Source organism: Microcystis aeruginosa FD4 (assembly GCF_009792235.1).
Classification (GTDB): domain Bacteria; phylum Cyanobacteriota; class Cyanobacteriia; order Cyanobacteriales; family Microcystaceae; genus Microcystis; species Microcystis viridis.
Genome location: NZ_CP046973.1, coordinates 1365469 through 1388559, shown reverse-complemented (window position 1 = coordinate 1388559; position 23091 = coordinate 1365469). Strand labels below are relative to the sequence as shown.

27 protein-coding genes are annotated in these 23091 nt (G+C 44.9%); 17 read left to right on the top strand and 10 right to left on the bottom strand.

Going from position 1 to position 23091, the window contains the following annotated elements; all coding sequences use genetic code 11:
- Nucleotides 1–110: 110 nt before the first annotated feature.
- Entirely contained in the window at nucleotides 111–1811 is a 1701-nt protein-coding gene (gene bicA, locus GQR42_RS07090) for a bicarbonate transporter BicA (protein WP_158202416.1), read from the bottom strand.
- Between the two features lie 303 nt (nucleotides 1812–2114).
- On the opposite strand from bicA, the gene GQR42_RS07085 reads away from it, so the two are divergent.
- Nucleotides 2115–3035 (top strand): LysR family transcriptional regulator, encoded by a 921-nt coding sequence (locus GQR42_RS07085; RefSeq protein WP_158199426.1) that lies wholly within the window; start codon nucleotides 2115–2117, stop codon nucleotides 3033–3035.
- Between the two features lie 48 nt (nucleotides 3036–3083).
- Here the strand turns inward: GQR42_RS07085 and ftsH4 are convergent, their stop codons facing one another.
- The 3 genes from ftsH4 to GQR42_RS07070 form a co-directional block, all read right to left on the bottom strand.
- On the bottom strand, nucleotides 3084–4961 hold the full coding sequence (gene ftsH4, locus GQR42_RS07080; RefSeq protein ID WP_158199425.1) for an ATP-dependent zinc metalloprotease FtsH4: 1878 nt from the start codon (nucleotides 4959–4961) through the stop codon (nucleotides 3084–3086).
- 77 nt (nucleotides 4962–5038) lie between these two features.
- Nucleotides 5039–6223, bottom strand: a complete 1185-nt coding sequence (locus tag GQR42_RS07075; protein ID WP_158199424.1) for a tetratricopeptide repeat protein — start codon at nucleotides 6221–6223, stop codon at nucleotides 5039–5041.
- A 397-nt stretch (nucleotides 6224–6620) separates the two neighbouring features.
- Complete coding sequence (locus GQR42_RS07070) at nucleotides 6621–8096, bottom strand: leucyl aminopeptidase (protein WP_158199423.1); 1476 nt, start codon at nucleotides 8094–8096, stop codon at nucleotides 6621–6623.
- A gap of 231 nt (nucleotides 8097–8327) precedes the next feature.
- On the opposite strand from GQR42_RS07070, the gene GQR42_RS07065 reads away from it, so the two are divergent.
- Nucleotides 8328–8567 (top strand): hypothetical protein, encoded by a 240-nt coding sequence (locus GQR42_RS07065; protein WP_158199422.1) that lies wholly within the window; start codon nucleotides 8328–8330, stop codon nucleotides 8565–8567.
- A gap of 526 nt (nucleotides 8568–9093) precedes the next feature.
- On the opposite strand, the gene GQR42_RS07060 is transcribed toward GQR42_RS07065, so the two are convergent.
- The 4 genes from GQR42_RS07060 to GQR42_RS07045 are packed head-to-tail and all read right to left on the bottom strand — an operon-like array spanning nucleotide 9094 to nucleotide 12093.
- Nucleotides 9094–10503, bottom strand: coding sequence for an NAD(P)(+) transhydrogenase (Re/Si-specific) subunit beta (locus GQR42_RS07060; RefSeq protein WP_061431468.1), 1410 nt, complete (start codon nucleotides 10501–10503; stop codon nucleotides 9094–9096).
- Nucleotides 10500–10796, bottom strand: coding sequence for an NAD(P) transhydrogenase subunit alpha (locus tag GQR42_RS07055; protein WP_002733247.1), 297 nt, complete (start codon nucleotides 10794–10796; stop codon nucleotides 10500–10502). Before GQR42_RS07055 ends, GQR42_RS07060 begins: the two co-directional genes overlap by 4 nt.
- Before the next feature lie 3 nt (nucleotides 10797–10799).
- Complete coding sequence (locus GQR42_RS07050; RefSeq protein ID WP_158199421.1) at nucleotides 10800–10967, bottom strand: hypothetical protein; 168 nt, start codon at nucleotides 10965–10967, stop codon at nucleotides 10800–10802.
- Nucleotides 10945–12093: a Re/Si-specific NAD(P)(+) transhydrogenase subunit alpha gene (locus GQR42_RS07045; RefSeq protein ID WP_158199420.1), complete on the bottom strand. Its 1149-nt coding sequence runs from the start codon at nucleotides 12091–12093 to the stop codon at nucleotides 10945–10947. The genes GQR42_RS07050 and GQR42_RS07045 overlap by 23 nt, the downstream gene beginning before the upstream one ends.
- A 498-nt stretch (nucleotides 12094–12591) precedes the next feature.
- Between GQR42_RS07045 and GQR42_RS07040 the strand changes: the two genes are divergently transcribed.
- Nucleotides 12592–12759, top strand: coding sequence for a hypothetical protein (locus GQR42_RS07040; RefSeq protein ID WP_158199419.1), 168 nt, complete (start codon nucleotides 12592–12594; stop codon nucleotides 12757–12759).
- 4 nt (nucleotides 12760–12763) lie between these two features.
- Nucleotides 12764–13009: a hypothetical protein gene (locus GQR42_RS07035; protein WP_158199418.1), complete on the top strand. Its 246-nt coding sequence runs from the start codon at nucleotides 12764–12766 to the stop codon at nucleotides 13007–13009.
- A 497-nt stretch (nucleotides 13010–13506) separates the two neighbouring features.
- Here GQR42_RS07035 and GQR42_RS07030 read toward each other — a convergent pair whose 3' ends face one another.
- Nucleotides 13507–13686 carry a hypothetical protein gene (locus tag GQR42_RS07030; RefSeq protein ID WP_158199417.1) on the bottom strand — a complete coding sequence of 60 codons (180 nt, stop codon included), beginning with the start codon at nucleotides 13684–13686 and terminating at the stop codon, nucleotides 13507–13509.
- A gap of 181 nt (nucleotides 13687–13867) precedes the next feature.
- Here GQR42_RS07030 and GQR42_RS28440 point away from each other — a divergent pair, with 181 nt between their 5' ends.
- The 12 genes from GQR42_RS28440 to GQR42_RS06975 all read left to right on the top strand — a co-directional run bounded on the left by GQR42_RS28440 (nucleotide 13868) and on the right by GQR42_RS06975 (nucleotide 21506).
- Nucleotides 13868–14044 (top strand): hypothetical protein, encoded by a 177-nt coding sequence (locus GQR42_RS28440; RefSeq protein WP_233271304.1) that lies wholly within the window; start codon nucleotides 13868–13870, stop codon nucleotides 14042–14044.
- Complete coding sequence (locus GQR42_RS07020) at nucleotides 14014–14793, top strand: PEP-CTERM sorting domain-containing protein (RefSeq protein WP_233271303.1); 780 nt, start codon at nucleotides 14014–14016, stop codon at nucleotides 14791–14793. Before GQR42_RS28440 ends, GQR42_RS07020 begins: the two co-directional genes overlap by 31 nt.
- Nucleotides 14794–14934: 141 nt before the next feature.
- Complete coding sequence (locus GQR42_RS07015; protein ID WP_149973724.1) at nucleotides 14935–15147, top strand: type II toxin-antitoxin system HicB family antitoxin; 213 nt, start codon at nucleotides 14935–14937, stop codon at nucleotides 15145–15147.
- The gene (locus tag GQR42_RS07010) at nucleotides 15144–15368 is read left to right on the top strand and encodes a type II toxin-antitoxin system HicA family toxin (RefSeq protein WP_158199416.1); all 225 of its coding nucleotides are present in this window, start codon (nucleotides 15144–15146) and stop codon (nucleotides 15366–15368) included. Before GQR42_RS07015 ends, GQR42_RS07010 begins: the two co-directional genes overlap by 4 nt.
- A gap of 77 nt (nucleotides 15369–15445) precedes the next feature.
- Nucleotides 15446–15679 (top strand): hypothetical protein, encoded by a 234-nt coding sequence (locus tag GQR42_RS07005; RefSeq protein WP_158199415.1) that lies wholly within the window; start codon nucleotides 15446–15448, stop codon nucleotides 15677–15679.
- A 13-nt stretch (nucleotides 15680–15692) separates the two neighbouring features.
- Complete coding sequence (locus GQR42_RS07000) at nucleotides 15693–17561, top strand: cation:proton antiporter (protein WP_158199414.1); 1869 nt, start codon at nucleotides 15693–15695, stop codon at nucleotides 17559–17561.
- A gap of 76 nt (nucleotides 17562–17637) precedes the next feature.
- Nucleotides 17638–17892, top strand: a complete 255-nt coding sequence (locus GQR42_RS06995) for a hypothetical protein (RefSeq protein ID WP_158199413.1) — start codon at nucleotides 17638–17640, stop codon at nucleotides 17890–17892.
- A complete protein-coding gene (locus GQR42_RS06990; protein ID WP_002761852.1) occupies nucleotides 17885–18187 on the top strand; it encodes a DUF3181 family protein in 303 nt (100 codons plus the stop codon). The genes GQR42_RS06995 and GQR42_RS06990 overlap by 8 nt, the downstream gene beginning before the upstream one ends.
- A gap of 127 nt (nucleotides 18188–18314) precedes the next feature.
- On the top strand, nucleotides 18315–18446 hold the full coding sequence (locus GQR42_RS29445; RefSeq protein WP_257792621.1) for a hypothetical protein: 132 nt from the start codon (nucleotides 18315–18317) through the stop codon (nucleotides 18444–18446).
- Nucleotides 18418–19503, top strand: coding sequence for an alanine dehydrogenase (gene ald / locus GQR42_RS06985; RefSeq protein ID WP_158199412.1), 1086 nt, complete (start codon nucleotides 18418–18420; stop codon nucleotides 19501–19503). Before GQR42_RS29445 ends, ald begins: the two co-directional genes overlap by 29 nt.
- A 161-nt stretch (nucleotides 19504–19664) precedes the next feature.
- On the top strand, nucleotides 19665–20681 hold the full coding sequence (dcm, locus tag GQR42_RS06980) for a DNA (cytosine-5-)-methyltransferase (RefSeq protein ID WP_158199411.1): 1017 nt from the start codon (nucleotides 19665–19667) through the stop codon (nucleotides 20679–20681).
- A 12-nt stretch (nucleotides 20682–20693) separates the two neighbouring features.
- Nucleotides 20694–21506 (top strand): BsaWI family type II restriction enzyme, encoded by an 813-nt coding sequence (locus tag GQR42_RS06975; protein ID WP_158199410.1) that lies wholly within the window; start codon nucleotides 20694–20696, stop codon nucleotides 21504–21506.
- Between the two features lie 279 nt (nucleotides 21507–21785).
- On the opposite strand, the gene GQR42_RS06965 is transcribed toward GQR42_RS06975, so the two are convergent.
- Complete coding sequence (locus tag GQR42_RS06965) at nucleotides 21786–22031, bottom strand: XisI protein (RefSeq protein ID WP_233271302.1); 246 nt, start codon at nucleotides 22029–22031, stop codon at nucleotides 21786–21788.
- Between the two features lie 68 nt (nucleotides 22032–22099).
- On the opposite strand from GQR42_RS06965, the gene GQR42_RS06960 reads away from it, so the two are divergent.
- Complete coding sequence (locus tag GQR42_RS06960; protein ID WP_158199409.1) at nucleotides 22100–22948, top strand: IS630 family transposase; 849 nt, start codon at nucleotides 22100–22102, stop codon at nucleotides 22946–22948.
- Nucleotides 22949–23091 lie beyond the last annotated feature (143 nt).

Genomic DNA, 23091 nt, shown 5'->3' with positions numbered 1-23091 from the left:
GGGCCTCCCCTGATGAGGAGTATTGAATATAAATGAACTTTCAAGAGTTAAAGAAAATAAGGGTCAGGTGCTTCACCCCAACAGCAGGCGTATTGCCAATGAGGTTAAATTTATGTCGGGTAAACCCCTTGATTAACCTCAAAATCCTCTGGTTCTTGGTGAGGATGGGTCTTGACAAAAGTTACCGCTTGTTGTAGGGCGATGGTTCTGTCCATTAGCACATGATCGGGGGGGAGTTGGGCTAAAATGCCGAGACGTTCCAAACGATGCTGGATTTTGCTGGTGGCACCAACGATAAAGACTTGTAAACCTTTATCGATCGCATCTTTAATAGCATTTTCGATCGCTAAAGAAGCTGTCACCCCTAACAAAGGCACATCACTCAAGTCCACGATTAAAACATCCGCTTCCTTCATGGCTGTGTGTTCCCTGGCGATCGCTTTCGAGACTCCAAAGATCATCGGACCACTGAGATAAAATAGGATGATGCGACCGTTAGCTTGGTTGAGCAACCGTTTTTCTTCTGGACTTAGGAGAATCTCGTCATCGTTATCGGTGATCGTTTTCACTTCCTGCGCTTGCAGTTCACTGAGGCGATCAATGGTGAGAATATTAGCAATAAAGACCCCCACACCCACAGCAACGATCAGATCGACGAATACTGTTAATAACAGTACACCGTACATGATTAGCGTCCCTTTCAGAGAAATCTTGTGGGAGCGTTTCAGGAAACTCCAGTCGAGAATATCGATCCCCACTTTTAGGGCAATCCCCGCTAATACCGCCATGGGGATACTCTTAGTTAAACCAGCAGCCCAGAGAACGACGACTAATAAAATTAAAGCGCGAGTAATGCCAGAAAGGGCAGTGGTCGCACCGGTTTGAATATTGACGACAGTTCCCATCGTGGCCCCTGCACCGGGTAAACCGCCACAGATTCCTGATACTAAGTTACCAATACCTTGACCGATCAATTCTTTATTCGATTTGTGTTCGGTACGGGTCAAACTATCGGCAATTACCGCCGTTAATAGGGTATCAATACAACCCAACATCCCTAAAACTGCCCCATCCACCAACATCGTGATCATTTGGGCAGCACTAAAGGTGGGCATTTGCAGAGTGGGTAAACCCACGGGAATATCCCCAATCCGGCGAATTTCAGCACCTTGGAAGAAAAACAGCGAAATAAGAGTTCCTATCACCAAAGCTAATAACTGAGGGGGGACAAAACGCTTGAATTTCGAGGGCATCAGGAAGATGATCGCCAAGGTGATCGCCCCCAGAATGGCTTCAGGGGGATTGATATTAGAGAGTAGTTCCGGGATTTTCTGCACTGTGCCTAAAACCCCTCCTTTGGGAGCGGCTTGCCCTAAAAACGGCGGAATTTGCAGAATAATCAGGATTACCCCGATCCCGGACATAAAGCCAGAAATAACGCTGTAGGGCATCAGGGTAATGTATTTACCCATTTTGAAGATACCGAACAGAATCTGGAAAATGCCCGCTAACATGACTACCGTAAAGGCCATGGGTAGGCCTAATTCGGGATTTTTAGCGGTTAAACTGGCCACAACCGCCGTCATTACCACCGTCATCGGCCCCGTTGGTTCCGAAATTAACGTGGGGGTGCCACCAAAAAGGGCAGCAAAAAAACCCACGCAGACAGCACCGTACAAGCCAGCGATCGCCCCAGCCCCAGAAGCTACCCCGAAAGCGAGAGCTAGAGGGAGAGAAACGACGGCAGCTGTGAGACCACCGAAGATATCGCCCCGCAAATTGTCAAAATGAATACGATTGGTTATTTCCATGATAATCCAACTGAGCAAAGGATTTGTGGCCATAACAAAGCTGGCGGTTGACAGACCAGCCTTGATAGACAAAACTTTATGGTTTTTAAAGATCGATTGTTATAAATCTATACTAGAACGGATATCTTGACAAGCAAATTTTTGTAAATTGAGTTTAAATCGATATATCTTTACAAAAGTATTGATTTAAACCTATGATATAAGCGGGGTGGGGAGGTTTTCACTCGTTCCCCTCCATTCCTGCTTCTGTTTAGCAAAGCTCCTCAAGGCAGTAACAGAAGTGTAGCTCTCTAGAGGCCTCTCTTGATTCACGCCACTTTACATCAACTGATCGTCTTTGAAGCAACCGCTCGTCATGGCAGTTTCACCAGGGCTGCTGAAGAACTATCGATCACCCAACCCACCGTTTCCACCCAGATGAAACAACTGACTAAATCAGTGGGTTTACCCTTATTTGAACAGATAGGCAAACGTTTGTATTTAACCGAGGCCGGACGCAGTTTATTAGTAACCTGTCAGGCAGTCCTCAAGGATCTTGATAACTTTGAGATGGCGATCGCCGATATCAAGGGCATTAAACAGGGTAAACTGCGTTTAGCGGCGGTATCCACAGCCCAATATTTAATCCCTCAGATCCTAGGTCCTTTTTGTCAACAGTACCAAGGGGTAGATGTGTCCCTAGAATTGACCAATCACCAAGACCTAGAAACAAGGATGATCAATAATGTTGATGACCTATATATTTTAAGCGAACCCCCCCAAGAGCTAAACCTGGAGATTCAACCGTTTCTGGAAAATCCCCTCGTGGTTATTGCCCGCAAAGATCACCCCCTAGCAGGACAGAAAAAAATTCCGATTAAACGACTGCAAGGGGAACCTTTTATTATGCGGGAAATGGGATCGGGAATTAGACGGGCAGTACAGCAAATTTTTCTCGACCATGGCATCACCGTATCTCTGCGTTTGGAAATCGGCAATAATGAAGCCATTAAACAAGCGATCGCTGGTGGTTTAGGAATTTCAGTTCTGTCTCAGCACGTCTTAAATTTAGATCATCCCAATGGGGAATTTACCATCCTTGACGTGCAAGATTTTCCCATCCAACGCCATTGGTATGTGGTTTATCCCAAGGATAAAAAACTATCGGTGATCGCCAAGACTTTTCTGGATTATCTCCTCAATATTCAGCCCCAATCCCTCTTAAAGGTCAAAATTTCTAGATGAGAAACCCCATCTTCAACAAAGATGGGGTCAGGTAAAAATCAAATCAATCTAAACAGTAACAGGTTCTCGATCAAGGGGTTTAACGCGATCGAGCAGGGCCTGCAATTGTTCCCCTTCGATCACCTCTTTACTGAGGATTTCTTGGGCAATTTCTTCGAGTAAATCGCGATTTTGAGCGAGAATATCCAGGGCCTGCTGATGACCATTTTCGACAATCTCTTTCACTTCATTATCGATCGCCTTGGCCGTATCATCGCTCACCAAGCGCCGGGGATTGATCATGCCATCTCCCAGAAAACTATTCTGTTGACCTTTTTCGTAGGCCAGGGGACCGAGGGTCTTACTCATACCATAGGTCGTCACCATGCGTTCGGCCAAATCCGTCGCCCGCTGCAGGTCATTAGCGGCCCCAGTAGTAATACTACCAAAGACAATTTCTTCGGCAGCCCGACCACCTAAAAGAGTAGCAATTTGGTCGCGTAATTCCGTATCATCCATAAGGAAACGGTCTTCCGTGGGCATTTGCAGGGTATAACCGAGGGCTGCCATGCCGCGAGGCACGATCGAAATCTTGGCAACTTTACCACCCCCCGGCATAACTGCACCGACGAGAGCGTGACCAACTTCGTGATAAGCGACGATTTTCTTCTCTTTTTCCGAGAGAACCCGGCTTTTCTTCTCTAAACCGGCCACTACCCGCTCGATTGCCTCATTAAAGTCCTCTTGGGCGACGGTGCTGCGTTGATTGCGCGCTGCCAATAAAGCCGCCTCATTGACTAGATTAGCTAAGTCAGCACCAGCAAAACCGGGGGTACGGGTAGCAATCTGTTTTAAATCCACACCCGATCCTAATTTTACCTTACCTGCGTAGATTTCGAGGATTTTTAAGCGTCCAGCCAGATCGGGGCGATCAACTAACACTTGACGATCAAAACGGCCGGGGCGTAAAAGGGCGGTATCAAGAGTTTCGGGGCGATTAGTAGCGGCTAGAACGATCACCGTCGCATCGCCAGCGTTAAAACCGTCCATTTCCGTCAATAATTGGTTTAAAGTCTGTTCCCGTTCATCGTTACCCCCCATAAAATTACCGTTAGCGCGAGATTTACCGATCGCGTCTAATTCATCGATAAAAATAATACAGGGGGCTTTTTTCTTGGCCTGTTCAAACAGATCTCGCACTCGGGCTGCACCTGCACCGACAAAGAGTTCCACGAATTCCGAACCCGAGATACTAAAAAAAGAAACTCCCGCTTCTCCCGCTACTGCTTTTGCCAGCAGGGTTTTTCCTGTCCCCGGCGGACCGACTAAGAGGACACCCTTGGGAATCCGCGCCCCGATTTGAATGTAACGTTGGGGATATTTGAGAAATTCGACGATTTCGGCCAATTCGGTTTTCGCTTCTTCCACACCGGCCACATCTTTAAAAGTGGTTTTGGTGGTATCTCCTTCCACATAGACTTTAGCGCGACTTTTGGTAATCGATAAAGCCCCGGCTGGACCACCGCCACCGCTGCGAGCGAGGAAAAATTGCCAAATACCAACAAAAATCAGGGGAGGAATCACCCAACTAAGAACACTACCAATCCAGCCATTTTTTGGCGGTGGTGCGGCGGCGAATTCTACGCCCTTGGCTTCTAGACGTTTGGGCAATTCTAGGTCAAAAATCGGTGTAGTGCTGAAAATTCGTCCGTAGTTGCCCTCTTGGTCGTTTTTAAGCTGATAACGAATCTCATTCTGTCCCACGGATACCCTAGCGACGTTACCATCTTCCACTTGGTCGATAAAAAGACTATAGGGAACTTTGGGGACGCTAGGACCAAATAATTGCGGGAAAAGAAGGTTAACAATCAGAAATAAGCCGCCTACGGCTAATAAAACATTACCGATCAGGCGAGATTGTGAAGGAGGTTTGCTTTTTATACTCATTGCTGGGCCTGATTGATTAAAATTATTCTCTATCCTCCCCTCATTATAGGCTGTTGACTGCTCAAGTTCAGATTGAATCAGTCGGGGGGATTACCGTCGTCTTCGGGCGGTTTTTGCCCTAGTAAAGCCTCTAGACGGGTTTGGGCAAGCTCAAAATCCGGCGCAATCCCTAAAGCTTTTTGATAACAGGCGATCGCTTCTTCTTTTTCGCCTAAATTTTCTAGGGTACTGCCGCGATTGTACCAAGCTTGATAAAAATTATCTTCCGCTTCTAGCACCTGTTGCCAACATTCTAAAGCCTCTTGCCAACGTTGCAGTCCGTATAGGGCGCTGCCTCTAGCGTTAATGATTTGGTGATCGTTGGGGGTGATTTCTAGGGCGCGATCATAACTATTTAAAGCTTCTTCGTAGTTACCGACCATGGCTAAGGCACTACCCCGATTATGCCAGGCCGAGGCTAATTGGGGATCGATCTTCAAGGCCTGTTCCCAATCAGCGATCGCATTTGACCAATTGCCTAAATTTGCCTGTTCTAAGCCCTGATTAAACCAATCTTCGGCAGTTTCAGGGATTTTGCCTTCCTGTGAGGAAAATTGAGCGATGAGACTATCAATAATGCTTTCTGCGTCCTTATTTTCGATGCCGAATTGTTCGGCCATTTGGCCCGCTAGGGTAGGATCGTTTTGCAGACGGTTAAATAATTCCTCGAGGGTGAGGGTTTCTAATTGGGGATTTTCCGGGTCATTACCGTTAAAATCGCTAGTTTCACCCGAATATAAGAGATTTTCTGGGGGTTGCGGCAGGGAATAACTACCCGGGGCCTCATCGTCGCCGGCGTATTCCCAGATTAAAGTGACAGTTTCTTTGGTGTAGAGTTGATAACCGATCTCGTAGGAAGCTTCACCAATACGTTCAATCCCGGGGAAAGCGCGAGCTAATTCTCCTAAACGAATCATTCTGGTGGCGAGAAGTTGATTAAGGGAAGGGGAGGATTGCAGACGGGTTCCAAAACGCTCTAACCATTCTACCCAATCTTTTTGCCGACCTCGATCGCCCAATTTCTCAAAAAATTTCAGAATTCTGCCTTCGTGCCAACCGTGGGCCACTCCATCGAGTAACTGCATATAGAGAAACTCGTAATCTGTATCGGTTAGGGGAACAGATTCGATCGCTTGTACTCTCCCCTTCCCCCCTTGTCCCCCCAAAAGTCGGGTAAAAAAGTTTTTGATCGCGCGCCAAAGTTTTCCTAAAAGTCCCTGCATTCTAATCTCGACACTGGTTTTATTAATCTTGCAAGCATCACCCAATTAGTCTAGCAGTTATCAGTTATCGGGGAATAGGGGTCAGGGATTGGGGAGCTTTTTCAGTGATCAGTAAACAGTAAACAGTAATCAGTGAAAATACTCCTCATCTAATACCGCTTACCGCTCACCGATAACTTAATTAGGGTTTGCTGAATAAAGCTAAAAACCTTGTTGGGTAAGACTTTTAGACCTTTTGGAACTTAAAAAGTACTGGATATGGCAGTGATCGGGGGGAAATTTAGGCACTTTTTCCCTGAAAATTAGGTAATTGGCCACCTCAAAACTGGTAAAACCCCACACCCCACACCCCACACCCCACACCCTACCCCCACCGAAAAACTTTTTGCCGCAAACCCTAATTATTGGCCATTACCCAATTAACTAGAGTGCGGACGGGAAAACCGGTGGCCCCAGAATTATTCACTCCATTTTCCTTATCTGACCAGACGGGTCCTGCGATATCTAGGTGGAGCCAGGGAGTATTATTAATGAATTGCTTCAAAAATAAAGCGGCTGTAATGGAACCGCCGGGGCGCGGGCCGGTGTTTTTCATATCGGCAATTTGAGACTTCATCCCCTCGAAATATTTTTCTTCTAGAGGCATTGGCCAGAATTTTTCGCCAGCCAATTTAGCGGCCTCTTGGATTTGATCAGCGAGACTCTCATCGCTGCTCCATAAACCGGCGATATCGTCCCCCAAAGCGACGACACAGGCCCCGGTTAAAGTGGCTAGATCCACGATCGCATCCACCTCTAATTTTTCCGCAAAAACCAAGCCATCAGCTAGGGTTAATCGTCCCTCGGCATCGGTGTTATTGACTTCAATAGTTTTGCCATTAGAAGCGGTTAAAATGTCCCCGGGGTGCATAGCGCGACCACTAATCATATTTTCTGTAGCCGGACAGATAAAATGTACTTCCACTTCTGGACGTAATTGGGCGATCGCCTTGGCTGCGCCTAGGGTGGCGGCACCACCTCCCATATCCATTTTCATGGTTTCGATGCCGCTGCCGGCCCCTTTAATATTCAAACCGCCGGAATCAAAGGTTAAACTTTTGCCGACGATTGCTAGTTTACGTTTCGGGGTTCCTTGGGGTTTATAGATTAAATGAAGGAATTTTGGGGGAATATCCGAGGCTTTGGCCACTCCTAAGAAGGCTCCCATTCCCAAGCTTTCGCATTCTTCCTGTTCTAGAATTTTGAGACTTAATCCGTATTCGGCGGCAATTTGCTCGGCAGTTGCTGCCATGGTTAGGGGGGTGACGGTGTTAGCGGGAGCATTGACTAATTCTCTGGCCAGAATCACTCCAGAACAGATTTGCTCGGCTTTGGCGATCGCTGATGCTTGCTCTCCTAAACCCAATAACTCGACGGTTTCTAATTTGGCTCCTTTTTCCTCCTTAGTGGACTTGAAGCGGGTATCCTGATGAGTGGCCAGCAGCAGCCCTTCCGTGATTGCGACCGCAGTAGCGGATCGATCGCCAACTACCGGTAAACTGATGGCCAGAGCTTGGCTTTTTTGTTGTTTGGCCAGACGAGCGATGGCAGCGGCCGCTAGACGCAGGGTTTGCAGGTCGAAATCAGTAGTTTTTCCTAATCCCACCAGGATTAATTTGCGAATCGGACCACCACCACCTAGACGAGTCGCCGCACTGCTGCCTAATTTTCCCTCGAATTCCGTCTCGGAGATGAGATCCCCTAGGTTTCCCCCCAATTTATCGTTTAATTCTGCCAATTCTCCTGCAATCTCGATGGCTCCTTCTGGTAACCCTAGGGCTAAAGTATCTCCTGTCCAAGTAAGGAGCGAGGTGTCAGTCGATCGAATATCCATTCTTTATCTCGATAATTCTTTGCAAATTGCTTCTATTAATCACTATACTGTAAGCTCTATCAGTTATCATCTATTCAGGTTTAGTGGCTCCCTGTCAAGAATCAAGTTCTAGCTCTTGCTAAAATCATTGTCCCTGATTGCTGATGCTGACCGGGGATAACTGCCAGGGGTTCTAATACTTTAGAAAAAAATTATCGAAAATTTGTGTTGATCACTCAAGGAGAAATTTTTATGGAAATATCTCGTCCTAATCAAGCAGAATTAAGCGCCGAAGAACAACAGGAACTAGAAAAGTTGCGAGCTATTATCGAACAGGCTAGTGTTGATGGCGTGATCACTCAAGGGGAAAGGGAAAGAATCACCCTAGCTATGAGGTCTGATGGTAAAGTGACCCTGGAAGAATTAGAGTTAGTCAGAACTTTAATTACCGAAAAAGTCGCCAAAGGGGAATTAGTTCTGGATTATCTTTAAGTAGGTAGGGCTGGCTGAATAAATGTGAAATGTAGGCAAGGTAAGGGTTTTGGGTCTTTTCTCGCGAAACAGGTGCAAGATTTTGAGACAATCGTCGTTCAAACCCTTGCGTCTTCATCGGCCCGCGTCCTGTAGGGGCGAAGCATTCGGGCAATAACCTATCGGTGAAATCGTAGATTTTCTAACCGAATGCTTCGCCCGTACTTTTTGCTGCAAACCCTAGTTAGGGTCTGCTGAATAAATCTAAAAACCTTGTTGGATAGGACTTTTAGACTTTTTTACCCTCAAAAAGTGCCAGCCATTGCGGGGATCGGGGGGAAAATTCAGGGACTTTTTCTCTGAAAATTAGGTAATTGACCAGATGAAAATTGGTAAAACCCTACACCCTACACCCCACACCCCACACCCTACCCCCACGAGAAACTTTTTGCTGCATACCCTAGTTAGTTGTACAAAATTAAATTCACACTCTGAAAAATCACACAAAAAAAAGACGGGGTTTTCACCCCGTCCTATTTGTTAAGAATTATGACAAATCCTTGACTTGTGATACTAATTGTGCTACCACATCTTGAGCGCTACCAAAGAGCATAAAGGTTTTGGGATTGTAGAATAATTCGTTTTCTACCCCGGCAAAACCCGATCGCATACTCCGCTTAATCACGATCGTGTGCTGTGCCTTATCCACGTCGAGAATCGGCATTCCATAAATTGGACTAGCCTTATCGTGACGGGCAGCGGGATTAACCACATCATTCGCCCCAATAATTAACGCCACATCGACGCGCTCAAACTCAGGATTAATATCATCCATATCGTAGAGTTGCGGATAGGGAACATTAGCTTCGGCCAATAATACATTCATGTGGCCGGGCATTCTTCCCGCCACGGGGTGAATAGCATATTTCACCTCAACGCCATTTTTTTCCAACTGTTCAGCCAATTCTCGCACTGCGTGTTGTGCTTGGGCCACTGCCATGCCGTAACCGGGTACAATCACCACAGAACGCGCATAACCGAGCATCATGGCCCCTTCTTCTGAATCGATCGCATGAACCGATTTATCAAGGCTAGAAGTGGCGCTCGCTTCGCCTCCGGCACTAGCACCCGTACCAAATGCCCCAAATAGTACACTGGCCAGCGATCGATTCATGGCTTTACACATAATCTGAGTCAGGATAATCCCCGACGCACCCACCAAAGCACCGGCGATGATCAACATACTATTCATCAGGATAAAACCGACTACGCTGGCGGCAAGTCCCGAAAAAGAGTTTAAAAGGGAGATAACCACGGGCATATCGCCGCCGCCGATGGGAAGCACGAATAAAGCCCCGAAAATTAGGGAAAGTGCCACCAAGGTCAGGAAAACATCGATCGAGGTAGGATCGAAAAAGAGATAGACACTACCCCCTAAAAAGGTGAGTAGCAAGAGAATGTTAAAGGGTTGCTGGAAAGGAAAAGTTACGGGTGCGCCACTGATTAATTCCTGTAATTTGGCAAAAGCGAGGACACTGCCGGTAAAAGTGACACCACCGATCAATACACCCAAAATAGCGATCAGTATCGAGTCAAAGGCAATATTTTCACCACTTTGCAGTAAACGCCAGTATTCGCCAATGGCAATTAAAGCGCTGGCAGCACCGCCTAAACCGTTAAAAATCCCCACCATTTGGGGCATAGCTGTCATCGGGACTTTTTGCGCCGAAACTAAGCCGATAATTGAGCCAATCACCAACGCCACGGCGATTAAACCATAGCTGAGGATTTCTTGATTGATTAAGGTGGCAATAATGGCGATTAGCATCCCGATGGCAGCCAGAAAATTGCCTTGACGGGCGGTAGCGGGGGAAGATAATTGTTTAAGACCGATGATAAATAAAATGGCGGCGAGTAGATAGGATAACTCGATCCCTGTGATCAGGGCATTATTCATGATTTAGCCTCTTTTTTCTTGAACATTTGCAGCATTCGATCGGTAACGACAAAACCACCGACCACGTTAACCATCGCCAAAATAACGGCAATTAACCCTAAAATTACGGTTAATTCGTGCCAATCCGTGCCTCCGGCGATGAGGAGCGCACCGACAACGGCGATACCGGAAATTGCATTCGCTCCCGACATCAGGGGTGTATGGAGAGTGGGAGGGACTTTATTGATCACCTCGAAACCGACAAAGGAAGCGAGGACAAATACCACTAAAGCGGTTAAAAGTTGGGCAGTCATTGGTTAAAGAAATAGGGGATAGGGAAGTGGGGGGATGGGGGATTGGGGAAGTGGGGTGTGGGGTGTGGGGTGTGGGGTGTGGGGTGTGGGGTGTGGGGTGTGGGGAGAATAAAGTGCCTTCTGCCTCCTGACGACCGACTCCTGATAGCTAAAAAGCGGATAACTGTTCACTGAGGGCGGATTTAATGCGTTGGTTGCGGATTTCGCCGGCGTGGGTGACACAGGCACTATCAATGATGTCATCGGCAAAATCGAGGTTTAAACTGCCGTCTTTGCTGACTAAAAGCTGTAGCAGCATTTGCAGGTTTTTGGCGTACATCTGGCTGGCATTGGTGGCCACTGTGGCAGGAAGATTAACGGCTCCGACGATTTTTACCCCATTTTCGATGATTTCTCGTCCCGGTTGGGTGTAGGCGCAATTTCCGCCCTGTTCCGCCGCTAAATCAACGATTACCGACCCCGCTTTCATGGTGGCGATCATTTCTTTGGTGACTAGCAGCGGGGCCTGTTTCCCCGGTACTTGGGCGGTGGTGATCACCACATCAGCCCGCTTAATGGGTTCGGCTAGGGCTTGACAAATGCGCTCCTGTGTGCTAAGAGAAACCTCTTTGGCGTAACCGTTATCGGCGACGGTATCTTCTTCTAGGGGCATTTCAATAAATTTCGCCCCGACACTCTGCACTTCTTCTTTGACTTGGGGACGAATATCAAAAGCCTCCACCACTGCCCCCAAACGGCGGGCGGTGGCGCAAGCTTGCAATCCGGCAACTCCTGCCCCCAATACCAGCACTTTGGCTGGGGCGATCGTACCGGCGGCGGTAGTCATCATCGGGAACATTTTCGGCAGCTGCACGGCGGCGAGGAGTACCGCTTTGTAACCGGCGAGGTTAGCCTGAGAGGAGAGGGCATCCATGCTCTGGGCGCGACTACTGCGGGGAATTAATTCCATGCTCAAAGCTGTAATCCCGCGCTCGGCTAATTTGGCAATGCGCCGGGGTTGACGCAGGGGATCGAGAAAGCCGATGAGGATACCACCATTTTTGAGGCGATCGATCTCGCTATCGCTAGGAGGGACGACTTTGAGCATAATATCGGCAGTTTCATAGATATATTCGCTGTTTTCGCTCAGGGCGGCTCCCACGGCACTATAGGCACTATCGGCAAAGTTGGCACTAATTCCCGCCGTATTTTGGACAATTACCTCAAATCCCGCCTTGACTAAACGGGCGACGGTATCTGGCACTAGAGCCACCCGCGCTTCGCCTTGGTCACTTTCTTTGATTACGCCGATTTTCATGGCTGGGTTTCTCCTTAATAAGTCCTTCTCTTGTCTTATGCTGTTAGGGTAAGGGTTTCGTTAAATGCGATCGATCCCTTGGGATAATTTCGAGTCAAAATTGCTTTTCACTTCCATCCTAGCTATCCTCACCTTTCTGGCTCTTTTTCGGGCTAAATCTTAGGATTATCTTCAGAATTAAAGGGTTTTGAGCGCCATTGTTTGGGGATTTTTACCTAGTAATGAGGTACAAGTTGTTCGTTTTATGGAATGCCGAAACGGTTAACATTAGTCAGTCTTCGCTCGTTGATACCCAGTTAGATTATACTTCATCTTTATGAGAAAGGCTGTAATAGGTCTCGACAATCTCAAAGTTTTACAGTTCTTTTAACTTCGATCGCAATTCTTCTAATTCTGCATCTAAGTAGTCGTGCAAAATTAATTTCCTAGGGGGAATTAGCCACAGGGAGGGTTCTACCGACTCCAGAACGCCAGAATCTTGGCAAAATTGCCAAATTTTTGCATATTAGCCTCGCAGAATTAACCGCCCAATTAGAAGATGTAGAATCGGTTTTAGAATTAGAGAAGGCAAAAGCAGCGGATATTATTCCGATCGCTGCTCAACTGCTCGCTCCAGAGAAGCTCGCCTTGATTAAATTTCTGGTCAGTAATTTAGAATTGGTCTAAAACTATGAAAGACCACGAAAAACGAAAAATTGACAGCATTATCGTCCGAATTGCCTTGATTTTGGGACTGGGATTTTTAGCCGTAGAAGCAGGTCGAAATGTTATCAGTATTTCTCAGAATAGCTACCCAGGATCAGAGGAACTAGGGCAAAGAATAAGAGAATCGGAAATAAGAGGAGAAAAAGTAAGGAGAGCCATTGAAGAAGCCAACAAACACCGACTTTCTGATCCAGATAAACCAAACCCTTAAACGAGTGAAAATTCAAGTTAGGGGCGATCAATGACAGTTGCTCGCCACTTTACCCGCAAAAGATGGGGGATGTTTTTTCTTTATATTAGCTTCTTCTGCCAGAGACTCATCTTTAAAACCTCAGCTTATGCTTGGTTGTACTGTGGTTCGGCTCTTTTTTGTCAGGTAATTACTTCAATAATTGAGGAACGTAAATTATAGGAGTTAGGCATTGACAAAAAAACTCATCCATGTGGGTTAAGCAGCACAGGCATTGCTAAGATTGTCGACAATGTAGTCGCGCACAACTAAAGTAAACCAGGGTTCTTCGGTAGGTAGTATACTGGGGACTCTTTGCTTATCCTGAAAACCTTAGGCGTCAAGTCAGGTATTGGTGATTGCATAACAAGTACCGAAGAACCGTAATCTCAACAGTGCATCACTCATCCTGTTATCCTAGTTTCCCGATCTGGGCGGGCAGCGTGACGATTTACTGACAAGACTCAGGAGTTTCCCGATTAAGTCTGAAGCCTTAGTGCCTCATCCATGGCTTGGTTAAGGCAGTAGTCTTCTATTGCTTCAGTGAACTCTTCACAAGACATATCTTCTTGGGGAAATACTTGTCTCCATAGTTCAATCGGAATAACAACGGCTTTGGTTTGTCCGTTTTGGTCAGTTAGGTATTCTATTGAAAGCATAGACAAGACTTGTCAAGTTTGATAAGTCTATGATATAGCACCGCGATTACATTAGAAAACGGGTTTCTTCCAGAAACCCGTTTTCTAGACTTAAAACCCGATAAAATCGATGAAAACAGCGATACTTGACAAAATCGGGGGGGGTGATAGGCTTTTCGCTATAATTTGTCCAAAATTGTCAATGAATACCACAACTACCTTCAAATCCCTCTCTGGTATCGGTGTTGTCTTCGCTGGTACAGTTGGCGCAATCGCCAGACTTACCGCTCTACCCGTCCGCTACCGTCCCTTAAAGCCTTTCCGGATTTTCTTGGTACAACAATCGGCATGGCCACTGCTGTCACTCTCGGGACAGTAATTAGCTTGCCCGCACAGGCAACCACTCTATTTAGCCAGACGGATATCGTCACCAACCCCGGCGCAGGATTCAACGGCTCAGATGTCAGTCAAGCCTCTGCTACTGTGGATACAGCGGGGCAGACTGCAACCGGTAGTTTCCGCTTGGCACAAAGCTTTACCATTTCTAATGCAGGACTGTGGGCGATCGATACGGTATCGGTGATGGCTTACATGACATCAACTTATGGGTTTCCCCCCACTTCACCTTTTACTGGCATCTCAGTTAATATTTGGGACAATGCCCCCGGTCTTGCTGGGAGTAATATACTGGGTTCGTCCACCACTTTGCTCTCTACCAACTGGACTGGCGTTTACCGCACTTTCAATGGCGTGTTAAACAATGCCCAACGCCCGGTGATGAACATTGCCGCCAATTTCAGTGGTTCTGGTCTTACTCTCGCGCCAGGAACTTACTGGGCAGACTACCAACTAACGGGGCTGTCACCGACAGGCGGTACAACTGCTTTTACTCCTTATCTAATGACAACTTCAGGAGGCAATCCCGTAACTCTAACTGGAAATGCACGGCAGTTTAACACCATGGCTGCCCCAAATGCTTGGATTACCATCAGCACTGGTGATCCGGCTCAAGGGGTTTCTCTTCCCTTAACCGTAACAGGACAGAAAGTTCCCGATCCTAGTGCCGTTCTAGGATTGGGACTGTTAGGCTTGGGTGCATTGGTTCTTAAAGCCAAAGCCAGACAGTGATAAGGCTTAATTGCCAGAGAAAAAGGGTTTCTTGAAGAAACCCGTTTTCTGGAATAAGAGGCGATCCCTAGGGATTGCTAACTCGCGCTAAACTAGATCAAGATAATTGACTTCCAATCAATTCAAAGCAAGGACAAACCCATGAAATATCGCGTCTTAATTGAGCAAGATGAAGATGGCATTTATGTGGCTGAAGTTCCCTCCCTACCCGGCTGTATTTCTCAAGGCAATACCCGGGAAGAGTTACTCGCCAACATTCAGGAAGCAATTGCTTTATATCTAGAAAGCCTAGAAGCGCACAATGAACCGATTCCACCACCAATTTCTGAGGAACTGGTAGAGGTTGAATTATGAGTGAACTTCCTCCTATCGCTGGTCGCCAAGTGGTTAAAGCACTGGGCAAGATTGGCTACGAATTAGATCGGCAGCGAGGAAGTCATATCATACTCAGACAAAAAGCCTATCCCTATCGACGCATCACCATCCCTGACCATCGAGAAGTGGCTAAGGGAACACTGAGAGCTATCATTCGTCAAGCGGGATTGACAGTGGCAGAGTTTAAAACTCTCCTTTAGCTTGAGTCGCCAGAGTCGAAACAACCGCTCATAAATCGCCAATTCAAAAATAGACTATTAAAAAATGTAAACGCTATATGAGTCAAGCTGCTGCAATCAATACTAAACTAATTGATTCCCTTGCTCAAATTATCCTTTCCTTAACTGACGAAGAACAACAGTTTCTGCTACAAAAAATCCAGCATCCAGCACTAGCCTCTGAGGAAATTCAACGCCAACGGGAGGTATTAAAACGTGACATCGAGCTAGGAATGGAACAACTAAGGCAGGGTGATGATCATAAACCCGCCTCGACTACCGATAGCCGATAACCGATCGCTAAACATGGATCCATCTTTCGCCCTTACCCTGCAAATTGTCATCACTGTGGTGGCGGGGATTACAGCCCAAGTCATCGCTGAATACCTGAAAGTTCCCAGTATTGTCTTCCTGCTCATTTTTGGGATTGCTTTAGGGTCCGATGGTTGGGAAATTTTACAGCCCCAAAGTCTGGGAATTGGCTTAGAAGTCCTTGTTGCCCTCTCCGTGGCGATTATCCTATTTGAAGGCGGTTTAAGCTTAAGCGGACGGGAATTAGGGCGAGTTTCTGGCAGTTTACGCAATCTTGTCACCCTCGGTACTTCCATCACTCTTATGGGTGGCGGTATGGCAGCCCACTGGTTGGGGGAATTTCCCTGGCCGATCGCATTTCTTTACGCTTCTTTAGTGGTGGTAACTGGTCCGACGGTGATCGGGCCTTTGCTGAAGCAAGTAGCCGTAGATCGACGGGTGGCGACGCTTTTGGAAGGGGAAGGGGTATTAATCGACCCTGTGGGCGCAATTTTAGCCGTAGTGGTGCTAAATACGATTATTGATAGTCATTCCCGCCCCATGGAAATTATCACCGGTTTAACCCTGCGTTTAGGTATCGGGGCGGCGATCGGCATTGCTGGAGGCGGATTGTTAAGTTTTATTATAAAAACTTGCAATTTTCTGACTTTTGAGTTAAAGAATCTCGTGGTTTTAGCGGGAGTCTGGGGATTATTTGGTTTATCACAATTTAGTCGCAGTGAATCGGGGTTAATGGCGGTGGTAATGGCGGGAATTGTGCTAAAAGCGGCGGCAGTTCCCGATGAGCGGTTATTAAGGCGTTTTAAGGGTCAATTAACGACTCTTTGCGTGTCGGTACTGTTTATTTTACTAGCGGCGGATCTTTCGATCGCCAGTGTGATCGCTTTGGGTTGGGGTAGTGTCCTGACGGTGTTAGTCTTGATGCTGGTGGTGCGTCCCCTGAGTGTGGCTCTGTGTACCCTAAAAAGTGACCTAAATTGGCGACATAAGTTATTTATCGCTTGGGTTGCCCCTAGGGGAATCGTTTCCGCTTCTGTAGCTTCTTTATTTGCCATTTTACTGACTCGTGCCGGTATTAATGGCGGTGAAGCGATCAAAGCTTTAGTCTTTTTAACAATTTTAATGACGGTTTTTATTCAGGGATTAACGGCGCGTTGGGTGGCAAAAGGACTAAAAATCACTTCTTCTGCGGCAACAGGGGCAGTAATCGTCGGTTGTAATCCCCTAGGTCGCTTAATCGGTTCTTTATTCCAAGAACAAGGGGAAACCGTGGTTTTAATCGATACGGATGCCGCAGCCTGTCAGCAAGCAAAAGAAGAGGGTTTGACGGTGCTGCAGAGTAGCGCACTTGATACAAAAATACTGCAAGAAGCCGGCATCGAATCCATGGGGACTTTTCTGGTTTTGACTAATAATAGCGAGGTTAATCTGGTTTTAGCCCAAAGAGCTAGGGAGGAATTTCATCCTCCCCGGGTGTTGGCTGCCTTTGCGGGAACCCCCAACCCAGATAAAAATAAGGTTAATCAGGTTTTTCTGCCTAGTTTTTCGGTCAAGGAATGGAATCAGTATTTAGACGATAATCAGATTAAATTGGGTAAAACTATCTTTAAAGGCAATGATTTGAGCGAACAACAAACCAGATTGACTAAATTAATCGAAAATGGCGAACTGCTCCCCCTACTATTGCGTCGCGATAATTCCCTACAGGTAGTCACAGAAAGGGAAGAATGGCGCACCGGAGACGAATTAATCTATATTCTGCGCGATTTACGCCCACAACTGCTTAAACGTCTTTCTGGCACTGTCAGAACCCGTTTATCTTTAGAAATTTTACCCGAAGTGGAAATCGCTACGAGTAGATAGCTTCAGTCAAAGCGATCAGCTGATAGCTAAAAAACCGGTACACTGATAACTGATAGTTGATAACTAATAACTGCTTATGCCTCCTCGTTGGCCACGTCAACCCGATCGCAAAAACGATCCCGCTTTCCGACGTTTAGATGATCGCATGAATTTCGCTGTTCATGTGGCGGGTTTTTTAGCGATTAATTCAGGGTTGTGGTTTTTTCATATCATTAAATTTTCCGATTGGACTTGGTTGAATCTGTTCACGGGAATTTGGGCTATCCTATTGGTGGGACATTTGATTTATCTAGCGGCGATCGCTAACTACTCGGTAACATCCCATGGCTAACACAACTCAGGACATCGAAAATCTGGCGGCCCAAATCGGCGACAATATCTACATTGACGTGGCTAAATGGCATCTGTATCTCCGGGAAGCACATTTACACAGCGTCGTTGCCGAAAAAGTCTTCCCTTTGCTCGAAAACGACAGTTTAAGCGAGAATGCAGTCATGTCTATCCTGCGGGAGATAAAAGTCACCCTCGGAGGTGGTCATCTGCAAGTTTCTCTAGCGGATTTGTTACCCAGCAAATGTCAGATAGATTTAATCGATTTGCTCGAAGAATACCAAAAAAGTCGCTAAAATTCCCAAATAGTATGCCTGATAACTCGCAACTATAGGGTTGGCTGAATAAATCTAAAAACATTGTTCGATAAGTACTAGCCCTTGGAGTGATCCGGGGGAAAATTCAGGGACTTTTCCCCTGAAAATGGCTAAAACCCTACACCCCACACCCCACACCCCACACCCTACCCCCACCGAAAAACTTTTTCAGCATACCCTAGTGAGAAATAGTCCCCCAGAAGCAAACCATGGAAATAGGTGTTCCCAAAGAGATTAAAGATCAAGAGTTTCGCGTCGGTTTGAGTCCCAGTAGTTTGCGTGTACTCAATGATCGCGGTCACAGGGTATTTGTGGAAACGGCCGCCGGATTGGGTGCCGGATTCAGCGATGAGGATTACCAAAAAGCCGGGGCCAAAATTGTGGAAAAAGCAGCGCAAGTTTGGGATAAACCGCTAGTTGTCAAGGTAAAAGAGCCGCTTAAGGCAGAATACGGCTTTTTAAATAAGGAAGCTCTCCTATTCACCTATTTACACCTAGCGGCCGAGCGCTCTTTAACGGAAGCATTAATTGAGTCGGGAACAACTGCGATCGCCTACGAAACTGTCGAGCTTGCCGATGGTCGCTTGCCTCTCTTAACTCCCATGAGTGTTATTGCTGGTCGTCTTTCGGTACAATTTGGGGCCCGCTATCTGGAAAAACAACAGGGAGGTAGGGGAGTTTTACTGGGGGGTTTCCCCGGGGTGAGTCCTGGACAAGTGGTTATCCTTGGTGGGGGTGTGGTGGGTACGGAAGCGGCCAGAATTGCCGTCGGTATGGGGGCAAAAGTAACTATTTTAGATATTAACGTCGAGCGCTTGGCCTATTTAGAAACTTTATTCGGTTCCCGGGTGGAATTGCTTTATAGTAGCCTAGCACAAGTAGAAGATGTGGTTCCTAGGGCCGATTTATTGATTGGGGCAGTGCTAGTCTTAGGAAAACGAGCGCCGACTCTGGTTTCTCGCTCGTTAGTCGCCAAAATGCGCCCTGGTTCCGTAATTGTCGATGTGGCAGTGGACCAAGGCGGCTGCGTGGAAACCCTGCGGGCCACTTCCCACAGTCAACCGACTTACCTGGAGTCGGGAGTAGTACATTATGGAGTGCCTAATATGCCTGGGGCAGTACCCTGGACGGCAACTCAAGCTTTAAATAATAGTACCCTACCCTACGTTATTAAATTAGCCGACCATGGGGTAAAAGCCTTGGAGCAAGATGTTTCCCTCGCTAAGGGGTTAAATGTCGCCAATCATCGGTTAATTCATCCTGCTGTGCGCGAAGTTTTTCCCGATTTGATTTGAATGTCAAAAAGGTGCGACTGAATTCTTTTGATCTACGAGGAAAATCAGTCGTATCTCTCTTAACAATTAAAACAGGATTAAGGTGGTTAATTCACTTGTACTTTAGCTATCTTGTTGGTTATAATCAGGGAAGATCATTTCTAGGAAAATATTAAGGTAAAATGGTCAAATTTATTGATTTATTTGCTGGCATTGGGGGCTTTAGAATAGCTTTTGAAAATCTGGGTTGTCAGTGTGTTTTTTCATCGGAGTGGAATAAATTTTCTCGAAAAACCTACGAAGCTAATTTTAACGATAGTCCCGACGGAGATATTACTTTAATTCCCGCTTTAACAATACCAGATCATGATATATTGACGGCTGGGTTTCCCTGTCAGCCTTTTAGCATAGCTGGAGTAACTAAACACAATGCGTTAGGTACTCGTCATGGGTTTGATCATCCCACTCAAGGAACACTTTTTTTCGAGGTTGTCAGAATTATTCGAGAAAAAAGACCGAAAGCATTTATTTTGGAAAATGTCAAAAATTTACAGAGTCATGACAAGGGTAAAACATTTGAAGTGATTAAAAATACCCTAGCAGAGGATTTAAATTATCATATTTATTATCAGGTAATAGATGCTCGTTCTCTTGTTCCCCAGAACAGAAAAAGAATTTTTATTGTTGGGTTTGAGAAACCTAGCCGATTTATGTTTCCAGAAATACCAGATATTCATCCTAAAATTAAAGATATTCTTGAAGGGGAAGTTAATAGTAAATATACTTTAACAGATCATCTCTGGGATTACTTACAGAAGTATGCTGATAAACATAAAGAAAAAGGGAATGGTTTCGGTTATGGATTAGTTAACTTAGAGGGGATTGCCAGAACTTTGAGTGCTAGATATTATAAAGATGGTTCCGAAATTTTGATACCTCAACAGGGAAAAAATCCCCGTCGTTTAACACCAAGAGAATGTGCAAGATTGATGGGATTTCCTGAAAAATTCATTATTCCTGTCTCTGATAATCAAGCTTATAAACAGTTTGGTAATGCGGTTGTACCCCCTGTGGTGGAGGCAATAGGAAGGGAGATATTGCTAAGTCTGAATAATCCTATTTTAGATCAGAAAAATTCCCTTGATTCATCCCGCAAAAATCCAATTATCAAACAATTAGAACTTGCCCTAGTTTTTTAGTCCTAAAGATTTATGAGTGATATCTATAGTTTTAATTCTCAGGAAAATAAATTGATCGAGACAATTAAGAATGCTTATTATATGCAACCTGTCATCTCGAAAATAGATGCTATTTTAGAAATTCAAGATGTGGAGATATATCAAAATGCTTTCAATTATCTCTATGAAGTTATTCAAGGTTCGCAAGAGGAAGTAGAAACAATTATTAAACAAAGAAAGCTTCAGGGATTGATTAAAGATGAAAAACAAACTGCCAAAGCTGTGGTAGGAAACATATTTCCCTATGCGGTTATCTATATTTTTCTCAAAAATAAGGAAATCAAGAATATTGATCAACATATTTATATAACTAATAAAAAATCTGCTGTTCGAGGATTTGAAAATATATCGACTATTAAATTGGGTGATGGAGAACAACAAAAACCAGATTGTGATTTGATTATTTATTCTTATAATAATTCTGCAAAGATAAGTGATGGTAATAATCAAGAAATACCCTATCCTAAATGTATAATTTTATCGTTAAAAACTTCTTTGCGAGAAAGAGCGGCACAAACCTATAAATGGAAACTTTTGCTAGAAATAGCTAATGACCATGGCTCTAAAATTAAGGAAAAATACGGCATTAACTATAATGTTCCAGAAATTCCTCTTATCTGTTTTGTTACAGTTAATTTTTACAACGAAATTAACAATCCTCAACAACGAGGAATGTTAAAATTTTTTGATAAAGCATTTTTGGCAAAAAACATTAATAAAGAATTGCAAGATTTTATTAGTCCTCTATCAGAATTATTGGACTTTGTTAGAGATTTTTTCAAATAGATGGATTAAAATAAAAAAGGCTCAGGATCAAGGTATTGAGACGTTAGAACTAAATTTTATCAACTATCGCGGTAAAACTTTAAATGTTCCCGCTCGCTTCTCACCGGATTGGGATTTTTTAAACTATCATCGCTATCATATATTTCAGGGCTAAAAGTACGACAATTTAAATTAAATTCTCCATTGCATTACTTTGTTTATAATTGAGTTTGTCTAAAACACTTTTGCAATTTCAGCTTGTGCATAAAGTTTTATGTACAGATTCAACATTTCTGGTGACTAAGCTACAGCAAATCCTGTATATTTGCGTACTTTAGGATAACGAAAGCCGAGTACTATATCTTCTTTGGGAATACCTGCCTCCATCAAATCAGTAGCTATACCTTCCTCCGTTTCATCACATTGAATCCAGACTTTATCGACAACCAAGCTAAGGTGAATTGGTGTTGCATGGAGATACTTATTACCACTCCAACCGAAATCTAAAACTAGATAATGTCCTCGTTCATCATCAAATATAGTCATTTCAAATAAGTGTGAGACGAGGGAAAAATAAGGTAAAATAAAGAGAAACGAGCAACCCATATAGAAAAATGTCTTATAGCCTAGACTTGAGAAAAAAAGTAATCGATTATGTAGAGAATGGGGGAAGCATAACCAAAGCCGCCGCTCTATTTAATATAGGAAGAGCGACGATATATAGATGGCTAGGTAGGGAAAAACTGGAAGCAACAAAGGTAAAACACCGTCAGAGAAAGCTGGACTGGAAAGCACTGTCAAAAGATGTCCAAGAAAATCCCGAGGCAAGATTAAGAGACAGAGCCGAGAAGTTTGGAGTGAGACCAAGTGCCATTTGCTATGCCTTAAAAAAAATGAAAATTACCAGAAAAAAGAAGGAACTTCGTTATAGAGAAAGAAACCGAGAAGAAAGAATGAAATACTACAGAGTGCTGAGAGAATTGATTAAAACATATGGAAGTGAAAGCCTTGTATTCATTGATGAGTCAGGGTTTGAAGAATTTCAAGCCTGCCTTTATGCCTGGTCAAAAAAAGGTAAGAAAGTCTTGGGAGATAGACAAGGAAAACGAGGAAAAAGAGAGAACCTTGTGGCCGGGAGAAGAAAGGGAAAAAAAGACTTTATTGCCCCGATGGTATTTACAAGAAGCCTGAATGCCGAAGGTTTTGAAGGGTGGTTATCTTTATATTTATTGCCCTCTCTAGCCATAACATCAGTATTAATTATGGATAATGCACCAATTCATCGGAAGACAGTGATTAGACAACTGGTAGAGGAAGCAGGTCATCAGGTAGTGTTTTTGCCAAAATACTCTCCTGATTTAAATGATATCGAACATGATTTTAGTGCATTAAAGAGAGCCAGAATGTATGCTCCTGTGGGGACACCCCTTGATGAAATTATTCGTACTTATTGTGTCGCCTAGTGTCTCGTTCTTATTTGAAATAACTATATAACCTGAGAAGTGTAGCCATCAGGTAAAGTAGCACGATAGTTAGCATGATTCTGGAGAACAGTCTTAATAATACCTTGATATTTTAATCGGGTATCCATTGCACGATTACCTCA